Source organism: Pandoraea captiosa, assembly GCF_902459775.1.
In the GTDB taxonomy this organism is placed as follows: domain Bacteria; phylum Pseudomonadota; class Gammaproteobacteria; order Burkholderiales; family Burkholderiaceae; genus Pandoraea; species Pandoraea captiosa.
Genome location: NZ_CABPSQ010000002.1, coordinates 106,217 through 125,647 on the forward strand (window position 1 = coordinate 106,217; position 19,431 = coordinate 125,647).

Below are 19,431 nucleotides of genomic sequence, written 5' to 3' on the forward strand. Positions count from 1 at the left end.
GGACGCTGCCCTGAAGAGAGCGCCATGGCTTGCAGGGGGCAAGTCAGTGAAGCGTTACCCACCACCCCACGCATCCCCCACTACCTCCCCTCAAAAGGAATCCCGTCAATCGGGCATTCCTCCGTGCCGGGTGTCGAGCGGGTGATGGCTTCGACCTTGCGTTGCGTGCCTTCGGGGTCCGTCACCCAATCGCGATAAAACCCGAACGGACAGTCCGCCACGCCGTTCACGCTTTCGCCCGAGTTGATCGTCCCCGTGTAGCCACGGTGGAGCAGCTTGTACAGATGGTTCTGCGACTGCATGTTCTTGCGCGCATCGCGGATCGCGCTCACGGACAACTCCGCGTATTGCACGCCCATCTCCTCTTCGCCACACTCGCCCAGTGTCCGGCCGTCGAAGCCTACGATGGCCGAATGGCCGAAGTAGGAATACACGCCGTCCCACCCGGTGGCGTTCGCCACGGCCACATACGTGTTGTTCATCCACGCCATCGCCTTCGCGACCAGCACCTGCTGATCCTTCGCCGGATACATATACCCCTGACATCGCACCACCAGCTCGGCGCCGTTCATCGTGCAGTCGCGCCAGATCTCGGGATAGTTGCCGTCGTCGCAAATGATCAGACTGATCTTCAGCCCCTTCGGCCCTTCCGTCACATACGTCCGGTCGCCGGGGTACCACCCTTCGATCGGCGTCCACGGCATGATCTTGCGGTACTTCTGCACGATCTCCCCGCGATTGTCGATCAGCACCAACGTGTTGTACGGCACCTTGTTCGGATGGTCCTCGTGTCGCTCGCCCGTGAGCGAAAAAACACCCCAGACATTCGCCTTGCGACACGCCGCAGAAAAGATGTCAGTCTCCTCACCCGGCACCGTCGCCGCCGTATCGAACATCTCCTGCCGGTCGTACATGATGCCGTGCGTGGAGTACTCGGGAAAAATCACGAGATCCATGCCGGGCAAGCCCTGCTTCATGCCGACCACCATGTCGGCAATCTTGCGCGCGTTCTCCAATACCTCGGCCTTCGTATGAAGTCGCGGCATCTTGTAGTTGACGACCGCAACGCCTACGCCATCGCGGCTGCTCGAAATATCCCCATGTCGCATGGATCCCTTCTCCCTCAAGTCTCGTCGTTCCATTCGCGCGGCCCGGCCCCCCGGGCCGCAGCGAATCGCATCAACGCATCAATGACTGATCATCCACGGCCGTCCCGCCGGACGTTTCAGCCCGCTTGCACCACCTGCACCACCTGCACCACTCGCGCCACTTGCCGCGCCCATCCCGCCCGACATCCCCGACATTCCTGACCCTCCCGCCAGCGACACCTTGCCGCCCGAGCAGCAACTGCATCCCGGACGGTGACGCCCCGATGGGCCGTCGCCGGAATGGCGCGGCGCGTGCGCAGCCCGCTCGTTCGTCGCGTGTGCCGTGCGACTCGCACTCCCCATCAGCGCCAGCGACGGCGCCGTGATCAGGCGCGAGCCCTCACGACCGCAATCCGGGCAATGGCACGGCGTGTCGCGCTCGGCCATGCGTCGCATGACAGCGAACGGTCCACACGTCGCACATTCGAAGTCGTAAATCGGCATGTCTGCCTCCTTATGTCTTATCTTGTTTGCGATAGTCGTCTGCGGTAATGCCCTGCCACGCTTGCTACGCGCGACACATCAGCCCTTCACCAGATCGGGCGAACACGGCATGTCAACGCCACCCGTCACATGACGAATCGGCCCGTCGGCATTCGGACGAATGTCGAAGTCGAAGATCTGTGTCGGCAGCCACAACGTTGCACAGGCATTCGGAATGTCGACGACGCCGCTGATATGCCCCTGCACCGGCGCACACCCGAGCAACGAATAGGCCTGCGCGCCCGAATAGCCGAACTTCTTCAGGTACTCGATGGCGTTCAGGCAGGCCTGACGGTAAGCCACCGTCACATCCAGATAGTGCTGGCCGCCCTGTTCGTCGACCGAGATGCCTTCGAAAATGAGGTAGTCGTTGTACGCCGGCGTGATCGGGCTCGGCTGGAAGACAGGGTTGCGAATGCCGTACTTCGCCATGCCGCCCTTGATGACATTCACGCGCATGTGCACCCAGCCCGCCATTTCGATCGCGCCGCAGAACGTGATCTCGCCGTCGCCCTGACTGAAGTGCAGATCGCCCACGGAAAGGCCCGCGCCGTCGACATACACCGGAAAAAACACCTTCGAGCCACGCGACAGATCCTTGATGTCGCAGTTGCCGCCATGCTCGCGCGGCGGCACCGTCCGTGCGCCCTCTGCCGCCGCCTTGTTGCGCGCGTCGCCCGTGAGCTTGCCCATGTGCGCCGTCGCGGCGAACGGCGGATTGGCCAGCGGCGGCACACGATCCGGCGCCGTCGCGATGAGACCGACTTCGCGCTCGTTCCACGTCTGCAACAACTTCGGATCGGGCAGGCAACCGATCAGCCCCGGGTGAATCAGCCCCGCAAAATTGACCCCCGGGATGTGCCGGGAACTCGTGTAGAGGCCGTGGAAATCCCAGATCGACTTCTGTGCGTGCGGAAAGTGATCGGTCAGGAACCCGCCGCCATTCGTCTTCGAGAAGAAGCCGTTAAAGCCCCACTGACTGTCCGCCTTCGCGCCGATGTCGAGCAGGTCGACGACCAGCAGGTCACCCGGCTCGGCGCCGTGCACGCCAACCGGGCCCGACAAAAAGTGAACGATGGACAGATCGATGTCGCGCACGTCGTCGGCACTGTCATCGTTCTTGATGAAACCGCCGGTCCAGTCGTACGTCTCGAGAATGAAGTCGTCACCGGGATTGACCCAGCACGCCATCGGAATGTCAGGGTGCCAGCGGTTATGCACCTGCTCGTTTTCGTAGGCGGATTGGTTCAGGTCGACCTTGATGAGAGTTTCGGCCATTGCACTCGCTCCTCGTTTGAAGTGCCGATGCGACACACACCGGCGATCGAAATGACGCCACCTGGCGCCGGATTACACAGAGAGGTATTCGCGGATGCGGTCGCCGTCGCCGGCGTCGCGCGTGCTCTGATGCACGAAGCGACCGCCCTCGATCACGAACAACCGATCCGCAACATCCATCGCGAAGCTCAGCACCTGTTCCGACACCACGATGGCGATGTTGCGCGAAGCGCGAATCTGGTTGAGCGCGCGGGCGATGTCCTTGATGACCGACGGCTGAATGCCCTCGGTCGGCTCGTCGAGCAGCAGCACCTTGGGGTCGGTCGCGAGCGCGCGCGCAATGGCGAGTTGTTGTTGCTGTCCGCCAGAGAGATTGCCGCCCTTGCGACGGCGCATATCGAAAAGCACGGGGAACAGCGCGTAGAGATCGTCGGGAACGGACTGGCTTTTCGCGTTTTCGAGACCCGTCTGAATGTTCTCTTCGACAGTGAGCGAGGCGAAGACCTGACGACCCTGAGGCACATAACCGATGCCGCTGGCCACACGTCGGTAACTCTCCGCCCTGGAGACATCGACACCGCCCACACGCACCGTGCCGCGATTGGCGGGCAGCATGCCGATCAGCGATTTGAACAGCGTCGTCTTACCCATACCGTTGCGGCCCATCACCGCAACGCTTTCGCCGCTGGCCACGGAAAAGCCGATGCCGTGCAGCACCTCGCTCTGACCATAGCTGACGACAAGATCATCGACTTCCAACATGATGTGTCCTCCGATCAGTGACCGAGATAAACATCGATGACGCGCGGGTCGTCTTGCCCGCACCATTCGGGCCGATGACAACGCGCAACTCGCCACGCTCCAGATACAGATTGAGCGAATCGATGGCCTTGAACCCGTCGAACGACACGCTAAGGTCTTCAATGGCCAGAAGAAAGTCGGTGTTGCTCATGCGTCACGCTCCCTTGTTCTCGACGCCGAGGAACCGGCGAATACGCGGGCGCACGTGCGCCTCGTAAAGTCCTGCCAGACCGTTGGGGAAAGCCATCACCACGCCGATGAACATCGCCGCCATCAGGTACAGCCACAGATTCGGGAAACTCTCGGAAAACCAGCTTTTGCCGAGATTGACGAGGATTGCGCCGTACACCGCCCCGACCAGCGACATCCGCCCGCCGACCGCGGCGTAAATCACCATCTCGATGGAGGGCACGATGCCGACGAACGACGGCGACATGAAGCCGACCTGGAGCGTGAACATCGCGCCCCCCACGGCGGCAAGCGCCGCCGCGATGCAAAATGAGAACACCTTGAACATCGATACGTCGTAGCCCGAGAAGCGCACGCGGTCTTCCTTGTCGCGCATGGCCAGCAGCAGCGTGCCGAGCTTGCCGCGCTGCACCCAGCGGCATACGAGCAGTGCGACGATGAGCAGCGCGGCGTTCACGAAGTAGAGAATGAGCTTCGCGTGGTCGGTTCGAATGTCCCAGCCGAGCAGCGTGCGCAGGTCGGTGATGCCGTTCACGCCGCCGGTATAGCCCTGCTGACCGATGATCAGCACCGACAGAATCAGCGCGACGGCTTGCGTGATGATCGCGAAGTACACCCCGCCGACACGCCGCTTGAACATCGCGTACCCGATCACGAAGGCGAGCGCCGTCGGCACGACGATCACGGCGAGAATCGATACGGGCAGAGAGTGAAACGGCTTCCACCAGTCGGGCAGCGCCGTGAGCTGGTTCCAGTCCATGAAGTCCGGTATGCCGGGCGTGGTCTGTGTGCTCGTGGCCGCCGCACTCGAGGCTTCGAGTTTGAGGAACATCGCCATGGCGTAACCGCCGAGGCCGAAGAAGACCCCCTGCCCGAGACTCAGCACACCGCCATAACCCCAGGCGATCACCAGCCCGATGGCGACGAACGCGTACGTGAGGTACTTGCCCATGAGGTTCAGGCGAAAGGCGTCGAGTGCGATCGGAAACACGACGACGATCAGCACCGCCAGGATCACGATGCCTGCATAGCCGGACGCGTCGAAGCGTGCCGCGAGCGCGCGCCAGCCACGGGGCGGGACGCGCGCTTCCTGCGCCTCGCCCGCGTCAGTCCGGAGGGGGACGCCGCCCGCCGCGGTTTGGATGGGTTCCATGTACATCTCTCCTTGCAGAGAATTCGGTAGACGACCGGCAACGCCATGGCCGGTCATCGGCTGGGGTCGAGGTTTCGGCGGACCGAGCGTTGGCGGTGAGCGTTAGGGGTTGTCAGGGGGTGTTAGCGGTGTCAGACGCGTCGAACCTTGGAGGCGAACAGGCCTTGCGGGCGCAACATCAGAATGACCACGACAGTCAGCAACGTGAGCACGCGAGCGATGGAGCCGGACAGGAAGAACTCGCTGATCGACTGCATCTGCGCAATGCCGAACGCCGAGGCCACGGTGCCGAGCAGGCTGGCCGCGCCGCCGAACGTCACCACGAGGAACGAATCGACGATGTAGAGCGAACCGCTGGTCGGCCCCGTCGATCCGATCGCCGTGAAGGCGGCGCCCGCAACGCCGGCGATGCCGCACCCGATGGCGAAGGTCATGCGGTCGGTACGGCGCGTGTTGATCCCCGCCGCATTGGCCATCGGCCGGTTTGCCACCGTTGCCCGCACACGCAATCCCCAGCGCGAGCGGTACAGCGCCAGCAACAAGCCGCCCGTCATGACGAGTGCGAGCAACATCACGAACATGCCGCTGATAGGAATGTCGAGCCCGGGTGTCGGCTCCCACGATCCCATCAGCCAGTCGGGCAGCGCAGGGCTGACCTCCTTGGGGCCGAACGTCGAGCGAAACACCTGCTGCATGCCCAGACTGAGCCCCCAGGTCGCGAGCAGCGTGTCGAGCGGGCGTCGGTACAGGTGACGGATCAACGCCCACTCGGCGAGCCATCCCGCCGCAAAGGCGAGCACGAAGGCGGCCACGATGGCAAAGAAGAAGTACACCGGCGTGAACACCGGCCAGACGTTCTGCGTCACCCACGAGAACATGTAGACGGTGTACGCGCCGATCGTCATGAACTCGCCGTGCGCCATGTTGATGACGCCCATCTGACCGAAGATCACGGCGAGTCCGAGCCCCATGAGCAGCAGAACGCTGAACAGCCGGAGTCCGGCGAAGCCCTGCATCAGCGTGATATTGAAAATGTCGTTGGCGGACATCTGACGCTCCTCGCGCGACGACCTGGCGGGCGTCGCGCCTGTGCGAGTTGATGGGGTTGAAGGGGGTGAGAGGGCGGCGGATTACATGTAGCCCTTCGGGAACGGATCCGGATGGATCGGTTCCGGCGAACTCGCCACGACCTTGAACTGACCGTCCGCCTGTCCCTGACCGATGAGCGAACGGCTCCACAGGTGATGGTTGGTGTCGACCTTCGCGTAGCCCTGCGGCGCATTGGCCAGTTCGATGTCCTTGGACGCCGCCACGACCTTGTTCACGTCGAAACTGCCGGCACGCTCGCACGCCGCCTTCCAGATCCAGGGGCCGAGGTAGGCGGCCTGCGTCACGTCGCCGATCACCGATTTCGCGCCGTAACGCGCCTTGAAGGCCGAGACGAACTTCTTGTTGTTGTCGTTCTCGAGTGACTGGAAATACTTCATCGACGAATAGAAGCCGGCGAAATTGTCGCCGCCGATGCCGAGCACTTCGTCTTCCGTAACGGAGAGCGTGAGCAGGAACTGCTTCTGCGGTGTAATGCCGGCAGCCTTGAGTTGCTTGTAGAACGCCACATTCGAGCCGCCCACCACCGTCGCGAAAATGCAGTCGGGGCGCGCAAGCTTGATCTTGTTCATCAGCGAATTGAATTCGGTGGTGCCGAGCGGGTAATACTCTTCGCCCACCACCTTCGCATTCAGATGCTGCTCGATGTGACGTCGTGCGATCTTGTTCGACGTGCGCGGCCAGATGTAGTCGGAGCCGATCAGGAAGAACGTCTTGGCCTTCTTCGTGTTCGATGCCCAGTCGAGCGCCCAGAGAATCTGCTGCGTGGCTTCCTGACCGGTGTAGAAGACGTTCTTGGACTGCTCCAGACCTTCATAGAACGTCGGGTAGTACAGCAGGCCGTTGTCCTTCTCGAAGACGGGCAGCACGGCTTTGCGAGAGGCGGACGTCCAGCAGCCGAAGACGGCCGCGACGTGATCGTTCTCCAGCAGCTTCTTCGACTTTTCGGCGTACGTCGGCCAGTCGGAGGCGCCGTCTTCCTGAATGATGTTGATCTTGCGTCCGAGCACGCCTCCCATCGCGTTGATCTGTTCGATCGCCAGGCGCTCCGCCTGAATCGAGCCCGTCTCCGAAATGGCCATCGTGCCGGTTGCCGAGTGCAGCTGACCGACCGTGACGGTGGTGTCCGTGACGGCCAGCCCGGTCGTATTCACCTTGGCCGTGGGCGGCACCTGCGCGAACGAGGTGCGCGGCAGGCCGAGGGCCATGAGCGGCGCGGCGGCAAGGCCACCGAGCAGTCGTCTGCGCAACGGGGAAGCCATGCGTTCATCATCGAATCGATCGTCTGCGGACATCACGTTCTCCTGGTCGTAGGCCCTTTGCGAAATCGCGACGGGCTGGTTTCAAGGGGTTGGACGCAATGTAGGGAGCCAATTTGGCGCTCGAAATACGTCGATTGACGTATTCCCCGGTACAGGCGGTGGAATGTAATTTGCTTAGGCCTTGGAACCCGACGTTTCTTGCACCAATCCGGATCGCCCCCCCGTCGTCATGGCCGAGATGCACCAAAATTCAGTCCGCGCGCACAGCACGCAGCGCATCGTGAAGGTGCGGCGCGACTACAACGCCTGGGTCGGCGACGAAACGCTCGAGGACTATGCGCTGCGCTTCACACCGCGCTCGTTTCGGCGGTGGTCGGAATGGCGCGTCGCCACCACGGCCATCGGTGGGGTGTCGTTTCTCGTGCTGGAGGCCATCGGCGGCAGCCTCGTCATCAACTATGGCTTCACCAACGCGGTGTGGGCCATCGCCGTCGTCTCGATCCTGATATTTCTCACGAGCCTGCCGATCAGCTATTACGCCGCGCGCTACGGTGTGGACATGGACCTGCTCACACGCGGCGCAGGATTCGGTTACATCGGCTCGACGGTAACGTCGTTCCTTTACGCGATCTTCACGTTCCTGTTCTTTGCGCTAGAAGCGGCCATCATGGCGCTCGCGCTACAGCTCTATTTCCACATGTCGCTGGCGATCGCGTACGTCATCAGTTCGCTCGTCGTGATTCCGCTGGTGATGTTCGGCATCACGCTCATCAATCGTCTGCAAAGCTGGACGCAGCCGTTGTGGATCGTGCTCTTCGTGCTGCCCTACGTCGCCGTGCTGTGGCATCACCCCGGCGTGGTGCGCGAGTGGACGACTTTCGCGGGATTCGCCCCCGAGGGGCGGGCGTTCAGCCTGATTGCGTTCGGGCAGGCGTCCACGGTCGTCTTCGCGTTGATCGTGCAGATCGGAGAACAAGTGGACTATCTCCGGTTTCTGCCGCCGCTCACCGCAAAAAACCGGAAGCGATGGTGGCTGGCGCTGTTATCTGCGGGGCCCGGCTGGATCGTGCCCGGCGCGCTGAAGATGCTCGGCGGCGCATTGCTCGCGTTCGTCGCCATTCAGAACGAAGTCGATGTTGCACAGGCTGCGCAACCCACGCAGATGTACCTCGTCGCGTATCACATCCTGCTCGATCCGATCGGACTGGCGAGTTGGGCGTTGCCGGCCATGACGTTGTTCGTCATCGTCTCGCAGCTCAAGATCAATGTGACGAACGCGTACGCGGGTTCGCTCGCGTGGTCGAACTTCTTCGCGCGACTTACGCACAGCCATCCGGGACGCGTGGTGTGGCTCGTCTTCAATGTGATGATCGCGTTGCTGCTCGTCGAGATCGGTGTCTTCGAAGTCATCGGCAAGGTGCTTTCGCTGTACGCGAACGTTGCCGTCGCGTGGGTCGGCGCCTTGTGTGCGGATCTCGTGATCAACAAGCCGCTCGGCTATAGCCCGCGCCATATCGAATTCAAGCGCGCGCATCTTTACGACGTCAATCCCGTGGGCATTGGCGCCATGGCGCTTGGCGTCGTTGTGGCGCTGACGGCACGCACGGGCGTATTCGGCGAGCTTGGCGAGGCGATGTCGCTGTTTCTCGCGTTCGGCGTGGCGTTCGTTTGCGCCCCGGCGATCGCCGTAGCCACGCGCGGCAAGTATTACCTCGCCCGCAAACCGCAATCGCACGGCGACGCAAGGTCGCTGCGTTGCGCGATCTGCGAACACGCGTTCGAGCCCGAAGATACGGCACATTGTCCGGCGTATGGCGGCACGATCTGTTCACTGTGCTGTTCGCTGGACTCGCGTTGTCATGATCGTTGCAAGCCGCACGCCAGATTCTCCGCGCAGGCCGACCGTGCATTGCATCGGGTCTTTCCGCGCCTGCGGCTGGGGCCCGCGGCGTTGCGACTCATTCGTTACGCCAGCCTCGTGGTGGCAATCCTCGCCGTGCTCGCGGGCGTGCTGTATCTGATCTGGTCGCAGAGCGTGGCCGCGATCAGCGAGGCAGAGGTGAGTGTCATTGCGAGCAGCTTCCTGAAGATATTCTTTTCGCTGGCGCTCGTCGGCTGCATCGCCGCGTGGTGGTTCGTGCTGGAGCGCGAGAGTCGGCGCGTCACCGAGGAAGAATCGCAGCGACAAAACGAACTGCTGATGCAGGAAATCGAAGCGCACCAAAAGACCGACGAGGCGCTCAAACGCGCCACAGCCGCCGCCGAGTCGGCCAATCAGGCGAAGAGTCGTTACGTCTCGGGCCTCAGTCATGAACTGCGCACGCCGCTCAACAGCATTCTCGGCTACGCGCAGCTATTGATGCAGGCGAAGGATGAACTCACGCCCACGCGTCTGAACGCCGTTCGCACGATTCACCGTAGCGGAGAGCATTTGCTTGCGCTCGTCGACGGGCTGCTCGACGTGGCGCGCATCGAGGCGGGCAAGCTGCAACTGAACATCACGAAGGTGTCGCTCACCGATTTCGTGTCGCACGTGTCGTCGATGATGAGTCCCCTGGCGATGGAAAAGGCGTTGGCGTTCGACGTGCAGGCCGTCGGCCGTTTTCCGGCCACGGTGCGATGCGATCAGAAATATCTCGGACAGATCCTCACCAACCTGATCGGAAACGCGATTCGGTTCACGTCCGCCGGGACTGTGACGCTGCGCGTGAGCCACGCACTCGACACGCTGAAATTCGAAGTGATCGATACCGGGCCGGGCATCGCGCCCGATGCGATGAGCCGGCTCTTCATGCCGTTCGAGCGCGGCGACGCCGCTCACGCGGACGATCACGGCGCGGGGCTGGGATTGACGATTTGCCGTTTGCTCACGCATGCGCTCGGTGGCAGTCTGGAAGTCGACAGCGAACTCGGTCGAGGCACCCGCTTCGTGGTGAAGCTCTTTGCGCCGGCGGTGCAAAGCGCACCGGACGTGTACACCGAGCTGGCGGGCATTTGCGGTTATCGCGGGCCACGTCGCACGATTCTCGTCGTGGACGATCTGGCGGACCAGCGCGGCATCGTCGTGCAACTGCTCACGCCGCTCGGCTTCGACGTCAACGAGGTCGCGAGCGGTCCGGATGCATTGCGATGGCTCGGCACACATGCCGCCGACGCCATCATCATGGACATTTCCATGCCGCTGATGGACGGCTACGAGACGAGTCGCCTGATCGGCGAAAACCAGCTATCCGCAGCCCCCATCCTGTTGCTGTCGGCCAACGCCTTCGCGGACGACCGTGAGCGAGCCAGCGCCACCGGGTGCGCGGGTTATCTGGCTAAACCCTTGCGCGTGAATCTGTTGCTCGACAAGCTCGCCCAGTTGCTGTCGCTCGAATGGATCGCGTCAGACGCGATCGCGCCTGCGCAAACGAACGCCGCGCTGCTGCCCGAGCGCACGGCGACGGGCGAGGTGGAGGAGATCAGGCTCGCTCTGCCCGAACCGGTTCTGGCGCGCATACGTGAGCATCTCGATGTCGGCTACGTGCAGGGCGTGATGGAACAACTCGATGCCGCGCGAACCGATTATCCGGCGCTCAGCACACAGATCGATACGCTGCGTGCCCTTGCCGAACGCTTTGCGCTAAAGGATCTCGAAAATGCGCTTGACCGTCTGCCCCCCACCGACCGTGCCCGCCACGCCTGACATGGGTGACGTGCGTGACCTGCATGAAGCCGGCGTTGGCACGAGTGACCCGCCGGCGTGGCTCGGCAACCGCCCTGTCGTGCTGATCGTCGACGATACGCCCGACAATCTGGCGTTTCTCTCGGACACCTTGCAGGCGAATGGTTACGCCGTGCTCGTGGCGCTGAGTGGTGAGGCCGCCCTGAAATGCCTGTCGCGCGTGACACCCGACGTCGTGTTGCTCGACGCGATGATGCCCGCGATGGACGGCTTCGAGACCTGCGCGCGAATCAAGCAGGACGCGCGGCACGAGCATCTGCCGGTGATCTTCATGACCTCGCTCACCGAAAGCGAGCATGTGGTACGCGGTTTTCGCGTCGGCGGTATCGACTACGTGACCAAACCGGTGCGCCCGGAAGAGGTCTGCGCCAGGATTGGGGCGCATGTCGTTCGCTCACGTGCGCAGTCCTATGCACAGGCGGCATTGGCGCTCGACGCGAGAGCGGCCGTCATCGTGTCGGCCGATGGCGCCATCCGCTGGCAGAGTCCACAAGCGGCCCGACAGATTGCGGCGTACGCGAATGGCTCCGTGGACGCCATCGAGCCGCGTCTGCCAGCCCCGTTGCTGAACTGGTTCGTCGACTGGCTGATGCACGGGGCGAGGACAGATGCGATGTACGAATTCACGCTCGGCAACGTTCGCCGCTCCGCGAGCGCCGCTGCCGGGCCGAAGCCCGGCGAATGGATCGTCACGTTGATGGAAGCCGACGATACGGCGTCCTGCAACGCGCTTGCCCTGCGCTTCGGCCTGACGGCACGCGAAGCCGAAGTGCTGCTGTGGGTCTCGCGCGGCAAGGCGAACCGCGACATCGGCGACATTCTCGGCATGGCGCCACGCACGGTGAACAAGCACCTCGAGCATCTATTTCAGAAGCTGCACGTGGAGACGCGGGCAACCGCTGCTGCGCTCGCCGTGAAGGCGCTCGATCGCATGTAGGGGGAATGTAGGCAGAAAATACATCTGGCGACGCTGGCGGCATAACTGTTTGGCACTACGTCATATATCAGAACAAATACCCGGTATTTCCCCTGATTTTCCCAAATTGCATTCATGTCGCGATCCTAATTGGTGCAAAATACTTTCCCTGAAAAAGCATAAGCACCACTGAAGGGCATCCGAGATGAAATACCCATCGCTTGACGACTTTCTGCGCGCGACCGCCGAGCGCAATCCTGGCCAACCGGAGTTCCTGCAAGCTGTCACGGAAGTGATGGAAAGTCTCTGGCCGTTCATTTCGCAACACCCGAAGTATGCCGAGCATGGCTTGCTCGACCGCCTTGTCGAACCGGAGCGCACCGTCATGTTCCGCGTTTCGTGGGTCGACGATCACGGCGACGTGCAGGTCAATCGCGGGTATCGCATTCAGCACAGTTCGGCCATCGGCCCGTACAAGGGTGGCCTGCGCTTTCACCCGTCGGTCAACCTGTCCATCCTCAAGTTCCTCGCCTTCGAGCAGACCTTCAAGAACGCGCTCACGACGCTGCCCATGGGCGGCGGCAAGGGGGGCGCGGACTTCGACCCGAAGGGCAAGAGCCCGGGTGAAGTCATGCGCTTCTGTCAGGCGTTCGTCACCGAGCTCTTCCGCCACGTCGGCAGCGACACGGATGTGCCCGCCGGCGATATCGGCGTGGGCGGTCGCGAAGTGGGTTTCATGGCCGGCATGATGAAGAAGCTGTCGAATCGCGCCGATTGCGTTTTCACCGGCAAGGGGTTGTCGTTTGGCGGCTCACTGATTCGTCCGGAAGCGACCGGTTACGGCACCGTCTACTTTGCCGAGGAAATGCTCAAGCAATCGGGCCGCAGTTTCGACGGTCTGCGCGTGAGCGTGTCCGGCTCCGGTAACGTCGCCCAATACGCCGTCGAAAAGGCAATGGCGCTCGGCGCGAAGGTCGTCACCGTGTCCGATTCGAGCGGCACCATCGTCGATGAAGACGGCTTTACGCCCGAGAAGCTCGCCGAGTTGATGGACGTGAAGAATCACCACTACGGACGCGTGAGCGATTACGCGAAGCGCACCGGCAGCAGGTTCCTCGCCGGCGAACGCCCGTGGCATGTTCCGGTCGACGTCGCACTGCCCTGCGCCACGCAGAACGAACTCGACGCCGACGACGCCGAAACGCTGATCCGCAACGGCGTGATCTGTGTGGCGGAAGGCGCCAACATGCCGTCGACCAACGAAGCCGCCAAGCGCTTCGAAAGTCGCGGCATTCTCTACGCGCCGGGCAAGGCGAGTAACGCGGGCGGTGTGGCGACGTCGGGGCTCGAGATGAGCCAGAACGCGATGCGTATTTCGTGGCCGCGCGAGGAAGTCGATGCACGCTTGCACGACATCATGCGCAGCATTCACGAAGTCTGTCTGCAACACGGTCGTCGCCCGGACGGTTCGGTGAGCTATGTCAACGGCGCAAACGTCGCGGGCTTTGTGAAGGTGGCTGACGCGATGCTCGCGCAGGGCGTTATCTGAGCTGAACGGGTATCGGGGCTATCGTGGTGTCGCGATTCGCTCGCCCGATTTCATCAGTCGCCAGAATGTCGTCCGGCTAATGCCAAGTGCGCGCGCCGCGCTCGCGCGATTGCCGCCACACGCCTGCAATGCGGCGAGGGCGGCGTCTCGCGTAACGACATCGCGGCGACCGACGTCTTCGTGGCTGGCCTCGTGCTGCGCTTCACCCCCCGCTTTGCCCCTCGCTTCGCGGCGTGGCCGCAGACGCAACAATTCCGGGAACACCTCGTGCAAGGTTTGTGCGTGACGCGCGACGTCGTTGTCGAGGTAGATCGCCGCACGTGCGAGCAGGTTCTCCAGCTCACGCACGTTTCCGGGCCAGTCGTAATGATCGAACAACGGCGAGAGCGCTTCGAGAATAGCCTTCGACGCGCGCGTATCCAGTCCGTATTGCGCGGCGCTTCTGGCCAGTAGTGCTCGGGCCAGCAGACGAATGTCACTGCGCCGTTCTCGCAGCGCGGGCAATGTGACTTGCAACAGGTTCAGACGGAAATACAGGTCGGCGCGAAAACGCCCTTGCGCGACCAGTGCGTTCAGATCGCGGTGCGTGGCGGCGATCACGCGAACGTCCACCGGCACCGGGCGTCCCGAGCCCAGCCGCATGACTTCGCGCTCCTGCAAGACACGCAGCAACCGGCTTTGCATCGCGGCGGGCATCTCGCCGATTTCGTCGAGAAAGATCGTGCCGGTATGCGCGATCTCGAACAGACCCGCCTTTCCGCCACGGCGCGCGCCGGTGAACGCGCCCTCGTCGTGCCCGAACAGTTCGCTCTCGATCAGGCCTTCCGGCAACGCGGCGCAGTTGAATGCGACGAACGGATTGCCACGTCGCGCGCTCGCGTTGTGGATGCCCTGTGCAACCAGTTCCTTGCCCGTGCCGCTCTCGCCGGTGAGGAGTACCGTGGCGTCGTGCAACGCGCCAGTGCTCGCCAGACGCCGGACTTTTTCGATCTGCGGCGAATCGCCGACCAGTTCGGCAAGCTCGTGCTTCGCCACGAGGTGCTTCGGACGCTGTGTCGTGCGCAGTGAGCGGTCGATGCGCTGTGCCATCTGCGCGTCCTGCACCGTCGCCACGGCGCCCGAGCGCATGCCGTGCTCGTAGATCGGCACGCAACTCACAATGAACGCACGTCCGTCGATATGTTCGAGCCGCTCTTCGATTGCGATGCCGCTCTCGGACAGCTCGCGCAACATCGGCCCGAGTTTGCGTGACAGTTCGAACTGACGCGCGCCCGGCGTGGCAACCCGCTCGGCGTCCACGCCCAGCAGCGTGAACATGGCGGGATTGACCGCTTCGAGCTGACCGTTCTCGTCGAACGCCGCGACACCGTCGCGCATGTGCGCCACGATGGTGTTCAGACGCATGCGCTTCGATTCCTTCTCGCGACTCACGCGCGCAAGCTCCACCGACCGCTCGAACGCCTCCTCCACCGCGCCGAGCGAATACAGGAAGACGTGTTCGAGCCCAGCCTGCTGCGCGAAATCGCATGCCATGCCCGGCCCGATGATGACCTTGCAGCCCTGTGCGGCGAGCGTGTCGACGGCATGCTGCACTTCGTCGACCGAGCGATAAGCACGCTGAAGGAGCCGGATCTTCAGCAGCTGTCCGAGATCGTCCAGCTCGCGCGAGACCGTCTCGTGCAGCACCAGACCCAGGGGCTGGTCCGGCCACGTGGTCGTCGCGCGGGTGATGGCGCTGAGCACGTCGAAGCCATTGACCTTCACCGTAACCACCGGCACCGACAGGTTCTCGCGCAGATACGCCCCGTTCGATCCGGCAGCCAGCACCACATCGACCGCGCCCGATTCCACGTAAGACTGCAACGCGCTCACCGCTGCCCCGTAGCCTTCCCGTACCGAATAAAACCGTGCGCGGTCGGTATAGCGCGGCGCGACCGTCTCGCACAGGGTCTGCAAGCGGCTGATGCTGACCAGCGCAATGCCCGGACGACGTGCGCGGGAATCAAGGGGCGTGGACGCAGCGCCACGGGCGTCCATGGCAAGTGGCGGCGGTGTGCCGGAAAGGCTGGGGGGCATGACGACTGTCTCCGGATGGCACCGAGCGCTGGCGGCGGCGCCGAAACGTTTCACGTCACCGTGTGCGGTGCGTTTCGCTGATGTTTCATTGACGTTTCAGGGGTGTTCCATGAAACGTTTCAAATGCGTTGCGTGAATTCTGCCACATCCGCAGACGACGGGCTGTCCAGCACAAGTGGCTGATTCGACAGCGCATTTTTAGACGTTCTCAAGTCATGCGGTGGCTGGCATGCAGATTGCGAACAGGGTCTCCATTGACCGATAACTCACAGGGAGACCCTTCATCATGACCACCGCGACTGCCCAACGCCGCGCCGAATTCCGCCGCAAGGTCGAGGCCCGACAGGGCTTGCTCGTGCCGGGTGCCTTCAATGCGCTTTCGGCGCGCGTCATCGAAGACGCCGGTTTCGAAGCGCTTTACCTCACGGGCGCCGGCGTGACCAACATGTCGCTCGGCCTGCCCGATCTGGCGTTCGTCGGGCTGGCGGAGATGGCCGAGCACACCGCCCGGGTGCGCGACGCCGTGTCGCTGCCGATCATCGTCGACGCCGACACGGGCTTCGGCAATGCACTGAACGTGCGCCACGCCGTGCGTGTGCTTGAGCGCAGCGGCGCCGACGCCATCCAGTTCGAAGATCAGGTCTTGCCCAAGAAGTGCGGCCATTTCAACGGCAAGGCCGTGATCGGCGCCGGTGAGATGGTCGGCAAGATTCGTGCCGCGGTCGATGCACGTGAAGACAGCAATCTGCAGATCGTCGCGCGCACCGACGCGGCTGCGGTCGACGGGATCGAGGCCGCCATCGAGCGTGGCCATCGCTTTATCGAGGCGGGGGCCGACGTTCTTTTCATCGAAGCGACGGAAACGCTGGCGGATATCGAACGCCTGCCCGCGTTGTTCGAGCGTCCGCAACTCATCAACATCGTCATTGGCGGAAAGACCCCGACGCAATCGCAACCGCGTCTGGCAGAACTCGGCTACGGCATCGTGCTGTACGCGAATGCCGCGCTGCAAAGTGCCGTGCTGGGCATGCAAAAAGCACTGGGCACGCTGCGCGATAGTGGGCGTCTGGATGAGGATCCCTCGCTGGTGGTGCCGTTCGCGGAGCGCCAGCGTCTGGTGAACAAGCCGTTCTACGACGCGCTGGACAAGCAATACGCCGCCGACTGAGTGCGACGACGTTACCGACATCGCTTGCAACACCGCAGGCGCCCACGCACGACGGCGTCGCGCCGACGTCGGCGCGCCGCCGGTGCCTCGTTCGTCTTGCCGCCGTACCGCGGCACCCCTGTATCACCGCAGTCCGGCAGTACTGCATGACCGCATCAAACAACAAGTATTGGAGACAGATTGTGACGCCCCCCCAGGATTCGCTTGCCGCACGTCAAACCCCCGCCTCGCTTTCCTCGAAAACCTCGCCCACGGCGGATCGTGCGCCCGTCAAACTCGGGTCCATCGTCGGCGGTCTCGCGGGCAACCTGATCGAGTGGTACGACTTTCTCGCCTACAGCATCTTCTCGATCTACTTCGCGAAGGCGTTCTTCCCCGGCGACAACCCGACCGTCCAACTGATGAATACGGCGGCCATTGCTGCCGTGGGTTATGTGGCGCGCCCCTTGGGTAGCTGGCTCATCGGGTTGTACGCGGATCGTCGCGGCCGCAAGGCGGCGCTTACCGGTTCGGTGCTGGCGATGAGCGTCGGCTCGATGATGATTGCGCTCACGCCCGGCTACGCGACCATCGGCATTCTCGCGCCGATCGTGCTGATCGCTGCACGCTTGCTGCAAGGCCTGTCGATGGGCGGCGAGTACGGCACGAGCGCCACGTACCTGAGCGAAGTCGCACCGGAAAATCGCAAGGGCTTCTTCCTCGGGTTCCTGCAAGTGAGCGTGGTGGCGGGGCAACTCGTCGCACTCGGGCTGATGCTCGTGATGCAACGCTGGTGGCTGAGCGCCGAGCAGATCGAGCACTGGGGATGGCGCATTCCGTTCGTGCTCGGTGGCGTGCTGGCGCTGTTTGCGCTTTACATGCGCCGCAACGTGACCGAGAGCGAAGCGTTCGTCGACAGCGCCCGCAAGCGCGAGGCATCGATCACGCGCGAAGTGCTCGCGCACTGGCGGCAGATTCTGCTGGCCATCGGGATCACGATCGGCGGAACGGTGGCGTTTTACACGTTCACCGTCTACATGCAGAAATTCCTCGTGAATTCGGTCGGCCTGTCGAAGGAGACGTCGACGTTCGTCTCCACGATCGCGCTGTTGCTTTACATGCCGCTCCAACCGTTGTTCGGGCTGTTGTCCGACGTGATCGGCCGTCGCAAGGTGCTGATGATCTTCGGGGTGAGCACCACCCTCTTCTCCGTGCCGCTCTTCACGGCGTTGAGCCACACGCAGGACCCGCTGGTCGCGTTCGCCTTGTCGTTTGCGGGGCTGGTCATGCTGTCCGGCTTTACGTCGGTCCACATGCTCGCCAAGACCGAACTGTTTCCGCCGCGCATCCGTGCGCTGGCCGTCGGGTTCCCGTATGCGCTGACCACCGCCATTCTCGGCGGCACGACGGAGTTCGTCGCATTGCGCTTCAAGGCGAGCGGTCACGAAGCATATTTCTACTGGTATGTGACGATTTGCGCGGCCATCTCGCTGGTTGTCTACCTGAAGATGCCGGAGACGCGCGGTCGCAAATTCGACTGACGACGCCACTCGGCGGCGTGGCCTGTCGCAGCGCCGCGCCGCTAGGGCGAAGGGATTGCGCAATGTCCCATATGGCAACGAGGGAGCGCCCTCGCATGCGCGCGGAATCCAAAGACCGGCGGTTGGTATCGCAAAGAACGGCGTGAAATGGGTGACAGCATGGGGCTTCCATCGCGAATACGTGGGATACGGGCTGTCACCACCTGACCGCCTCACGCGTCAGCGCGTCGAACGCATCAGGCACATCTCGAACACGGCGCGTGGCGAATGGCGCGTGGTGGGTCGTGTCCTTCGTTCGTGTCCCTTGTTGTTACGGAGACTGCTTGCATGCTGTTGTCTTCCATTCCGGAACTCAGTCTTGTCCTGCCTTCGGATATGGACGAGGCGTCCCGGGCCACCGCGACGCCCGATATCGGGCAAGATCTCGCGGGCGTCGTCAACTTCACCGAACCGCTCGGTCCCCTGCCTTTCCCGCCAGTGCCGCCGGATCCGGACACGGCTTTTCGATTCCAGTCGGACTTTGTTGGCCTGAGCGAAGACCTGTCCTCTGACATCGTGATGCACTGGGCGAGCGCCGTGCAACGCGGCGGCGGCACGCCGCAATGGCAGGCGTTTGTCGCGCGATGGCAAGCGACGATGCCCGGCCTGCACAAACGCTACGCGCTGTTCCATCTGCTGATTCTTCACTTCGGGCGGCTCGATCCGCGATTGCGGCTTCCCGCGCTGGCGTGCTTTCTGGCGGATGGACCGCAGGGGCGGGCCGCCGTGCAGCGCAACTGGAAGCGGATCGGGCTCGGCAAATTCGCGCGCGGGCAGTGGCCGACGGTGCAGCGAATGCTGCGTGAGGCGGGATTGCTACGGTGAGACGGCCGACGGACGCGGCGCCGGGAGAAGCCTTTTGGCCGGGGAAAAACGAAAAAGGCAGAAGACCTTTCGATCTTCTGCCTTCTGAAACCTTGGTGCCGACGGCGAGACTCGAACTCGCACAGCTTTCGCCACTACCCCCTCAAGATAGCGTGTCTACCAATTTCACCACGTCGGCTTTGTCCTGCAAGGG

Annotated in this window: 15 protein-coding genes and 1 tRNA gene; 6 read left to right on the forward strand and 10 right to left on the reverse strand. The window is 63.0% G+C overall.

Translation table 11 applies throughout. The features are described from left to right. Nucleotides 1-80: 80 nt before the first annotated feature. The 8 genes from PCA31118_RS05800 to urtA all read right to left on the reverse strand — a co-directional run bounded on the left by PCA31118_RS05800 (nt 81) and on the right by urtA (nt 7,454). Nucleotides 81-1,109 (reverse strand): aliphatic amidase, encoded by a 1,029-nt coding sequence (locus PCA31118_RS05800; RefSeq protein ID WP_150623944.1) that lies wholly within the window; start codon nt 1,107-1,109, stop codon nt 81-83. 78 nt (nt 1,110-1,187) lie between these two features. Beyond that, nucleotides 1,188-1,592, reverse strand: a complete 405-nt coding sequence (locus PCA31118_RS05805; protein WP_150623946.1) for an FmdB family zinc ribbon protein — start codon at nt 1,590-1,592, stop codon at nt 1,188-1,190. A 78-nt stretch (nt 1,593-1,670) separates the two neighbouring features. Next, nucleotides 1,671-2,909, reverse strand: coding sequence for a formamidase (fmdA, locus tag PCA31118_RS05810; RefSeq protein WP_044453183.1), 1,239 nt, complete (start codon nt 2,907-2,909; stop codon nt 1,671-1,673). Nucleotides 2,910-2,981: 72 nt separating this feature from the next. Further along, nucleotides 2,982-3,671 carry an urea ABC transporter ATP-binding subunit UrtE gene (gene urtE / locus PCA31118_RS05815; RefSeq protein WP_150623947.1) on the reverse strand — a complete coding sequence of 230 codons (690 nt, stop codon included), beginning with the start codon at nt 3,669-3,671 and terminating at the stop codon, nt 2,982-2,984. Then, a complete protein-coding gene (locus PCA31118_RS05820; RefSeq protein ID WP_343043260.1) occupies nt 3,655-3,861 on the reverse strand; it encodes an ATP-binding cassette domain-containing protein in 207 nt (68 codons plus the stop codon). The genes urtE and PCA31118_RS05820 overlap by 17 nt, the downstream gene beginning before the upstream one ends. Nucleotides 3,862-3,864: 3 nt before the next feature. Beyond that, the gene (gene urtC / locus PCA31118_RS05825; protein ID WP_150623949.1) at nt 3,865-5,052 is read right to left on the reverse strand and encodes an urea ABC transporter permease subunit UrtC; all 1,188 of its coding nucleotides are present in this window, start codon (nt 5,050-5,052) and stop codon (nt 3,865-3,867) included. A gap of 131 nt (nt 5,053-5,183) precedes the next feature. After that, the gene (urtB, locus tag PCA31118_RS05830; protein ID WP_150623951.1) at nt 5,184-6,101 is read right to left on the reverse strand and encodes an urea ABC transporter permease subunit UrtB; all 918 of its coding nucleotides are present in this window, start codon (nt 6,099-6,101) and stop codon (nt 5,184-5,186) included. Nucleotides 6,102-6,182: 81 nt separating this feature from the next. Beyond that, entirely contained in the window at nt 6,183-7,454 is a 1,272-nt protein-coding gene (gene urtA, locus PCA31118_RS05835) for an urea ABC transporter substrate-binding protein (protein ID WP_150623953.1), read from the reverse strand. Between the two features lie 196 nt (nt 7,455-7,650). On the opposite strand from urtA, the gene PCA31118_RS05840 reads away from it, so the two are divergent. From PCA31118_RS05840 to gdhA, 3 genes are all read left to right on the forward strand, one after another. Next, nucleotides 7,651-11,106, forward strand: a complete 3,456-nt coding sequence (locus tag PCA31118_RS05840) for an ATP-binding protein (RefSeq protein WP_150623955.1) — start codon at nt 7,651-7,653, stop codon at nt 11,104-11,106. Next, nucleotides 11,060-12,082 (forward strand): response regulator transcription factor, encoded by a 1,023-nt coding sequence (locus PCA31118_RS05845; protein WP_425495326.1) that lies wholly within the window; start codon nt 11,060-11,062, stop codon nt 12,080-12,082. The genes PCA31118_RS05840 and PCA31118_RS05845 overlap by 47 nt, the downstream gene beginning before the upstream one ends. A gap of 184 nt (nt 12,083-12,266) precedes the next feature. Further along, nucleotides 12,267-13,610 (forward strand): NADP-specific glutamate dehydrogenase, encoded by a 1,344-nt coding sequence (gene gdhA / locus PCA31118_RS05850; RefSeq protein WP_150623957.1) that lies wholly within the window; start codon nt 12,267-12,269, stop codon nt 13,608-13,610. Nucleotides 13,611-13,628: 18 nt separating this feature from the next. Here the strand turns inward: gdhA and prpR are convergent, their stop codons facing one another. Further along, nucleotides 13,629-15,647: a propionate catabolism operon regulatory protein PrpR gene (prpR, locus tag PCA31118_RS05855; RefSeq protein ID WP_150625133.1), complete on the reverse strand. Its 2,019-nt coding sequence runs from the start codon at nt 15,645-15,647 to the stop codon at nt 13,629-13,631. A 325-nt stretch (nt 15,648-15,972) separates the two neighbouring features. Between prpR and PCA31118_RS05860 the strand changes: the two genes are divergently transcribed. The 3 genes from PCA31118_RS05860 (at nt 15,973) to PCA31118_RS05870 (ending at nt 19,238) form a co-directional block, all read left to right on the forward strand. Then, the gene (locus PCA31118_RS05860; protein ID WP_150623959.1) at nt 15,973-16,854 is read left to right on the forward strand and encodes an isocitrate lyase/PEP mutase family protein; all 882 of its coding nucleotides are present in this window, start codon (nt 15,973-15,975) and stop codon (nt 16,852-16,854) included. Between the two features lie 182 nt (nt 16,855-17,036). Continuing rightward, the gene (locus PCA31118_RS05865; protein ID WP_246190097.1) at nt 17,037-18,374 is read left to right on the forward strand and encodes an MFS transporter; all 1,338 of its coding nucleotides are present in this window, start codon (nt 17,037-17,039) and stop codon (nt 18,372-18,374) included. A gap of 327 nt (nt 18,375-18,701) precedes the next feature. Next, nucleotides 18,702-19,238 (forward strand): hypothetical protein, encoded by a 537-nt coding sequence (locus tag PCA31118_RS05870; protein ID WP_150623961.1) that lies wholly within the window; start codon nt 18,702-18,704, stop codon nt 19,236-19,238. A 93-nt stretch (nt 19,239-19,331) separates the two neighbouring features. On the opposite strand, the gene PCA31118_RS05875 is transcribed toward PCA31118_RS05870, so the two are convergent. Continuing rightward, nucleotides 19,332-19,416 (reverse strand) — tRNA-Leu (locus PCA31118_RS05875). Between the last annotated feature and the right edge of the window lie 15 nt (nt 19,417-19,431).

What these genes read in the sequence shown, in the direction of transcription:
- PCA31118_RS05800 (WP_150623944.1), bottom strand. Translation starts at nt 1,109, where the DNA reads ATGCGACATGGGGATATTTCGAGCAGCCGCGATGGCGTAGGCGTTGCG.
- PCA31118_RS05805 (WP_150623946.1), bottom strand. Translation starts at nt 1,592, where the DNA reads ATGCCGATTTACGACTTCGAATGTGCGACGTGTGGACCGTTCGCTGTC.
- fmdA (WP_044453183.1), bottom strand. Translation starts at nt 2,909, where the DNA reads ATGGCCGAAACTCTCATCAAGGTCGACCTGAACCAATCCGCCTACGAA.
- urtE (WP_150623947.1), bottom strand. Translation starts at nt 3,671, where the DNA reads ATGTTGGAAGTCGATGATCTTGTCGTCAGCTATGGTCAGAGCGAGGTG.
- PCA31118_RS05820 (WP_343043260.1), bottom strand. Translation starts at nt 3,861, where the DNA reads ATGAGCAACACCGACTTTCTTCTGGCCATTGAAGACCTTAGCGTGTCG.
- urtC (WP_150623949.1), bottom strand. Translation starts at nt 5,052, where the DNA reads ATGGAACCCATCCAAACCGCGGCGGGCGGCGTCCCCCTCCGGACTGAC.
- urtB (WP_150623951.1), bottom strand. Translation starts at nt 6,101, where the DNA reads ATGTCCGCCAACGACATTTTCAATATCACGCTGATGCAGGGCTTCGCC.
- urtA (WP_150623953.1), bottom strand. Translation starts at nt 7,454, where the DNA reads ATGTCCGCAGACGATCGATTCGATGATGAACGCATGGCTTCCCCGTTG.
- PCA31118_RS05840 (WP_150623955.1), top strand. Translation starts at nt 7,651, where the DNA reads ATGGCCGAGATGCACCAAAATTCAGTCCGCGCGCACAGCACGCAGCGC.
- PCA31118_RS05845 (WP_425495326.1), top strand. Translation starts at nt 11,060, where the DNA reads ATGCGCTTGACCGTCTGCCCCCCACCGACCGTGCCCGCCACGCCTGAC.
- gdhA (WP_150623957.1), top strand. Translation starts at nt 12,267, where the DNA reads ATGAAATACCCATCGCTTGACGACTTTCTGCGCGCGACCGCCGAGCGC.
- prpR (WP_150625133.1), bottom strand. Translation starts at nt 15,647, where the DNA reads ATGGACGCCCGTGGCGCTGCGTCCACGCCCCTTGATTCCCGCGCACGT.
- PCA31118_RS05860 (WP_150623959.1), top strand. Translation starts at nt 15,973, where the DNA reads ATGACCACCGCGACTGCCCAACGCCGCGCCGAATTCCGCCGCAAGGTC.
- PCA31118_RS05870 (WP_150623961.1), top strand. Translation starts at nt 18,702, where the DNA reads ATGCTGTTGTCTTCCATTCCGGAACTCAGTCTTGTCCTGCCTTCGGAT.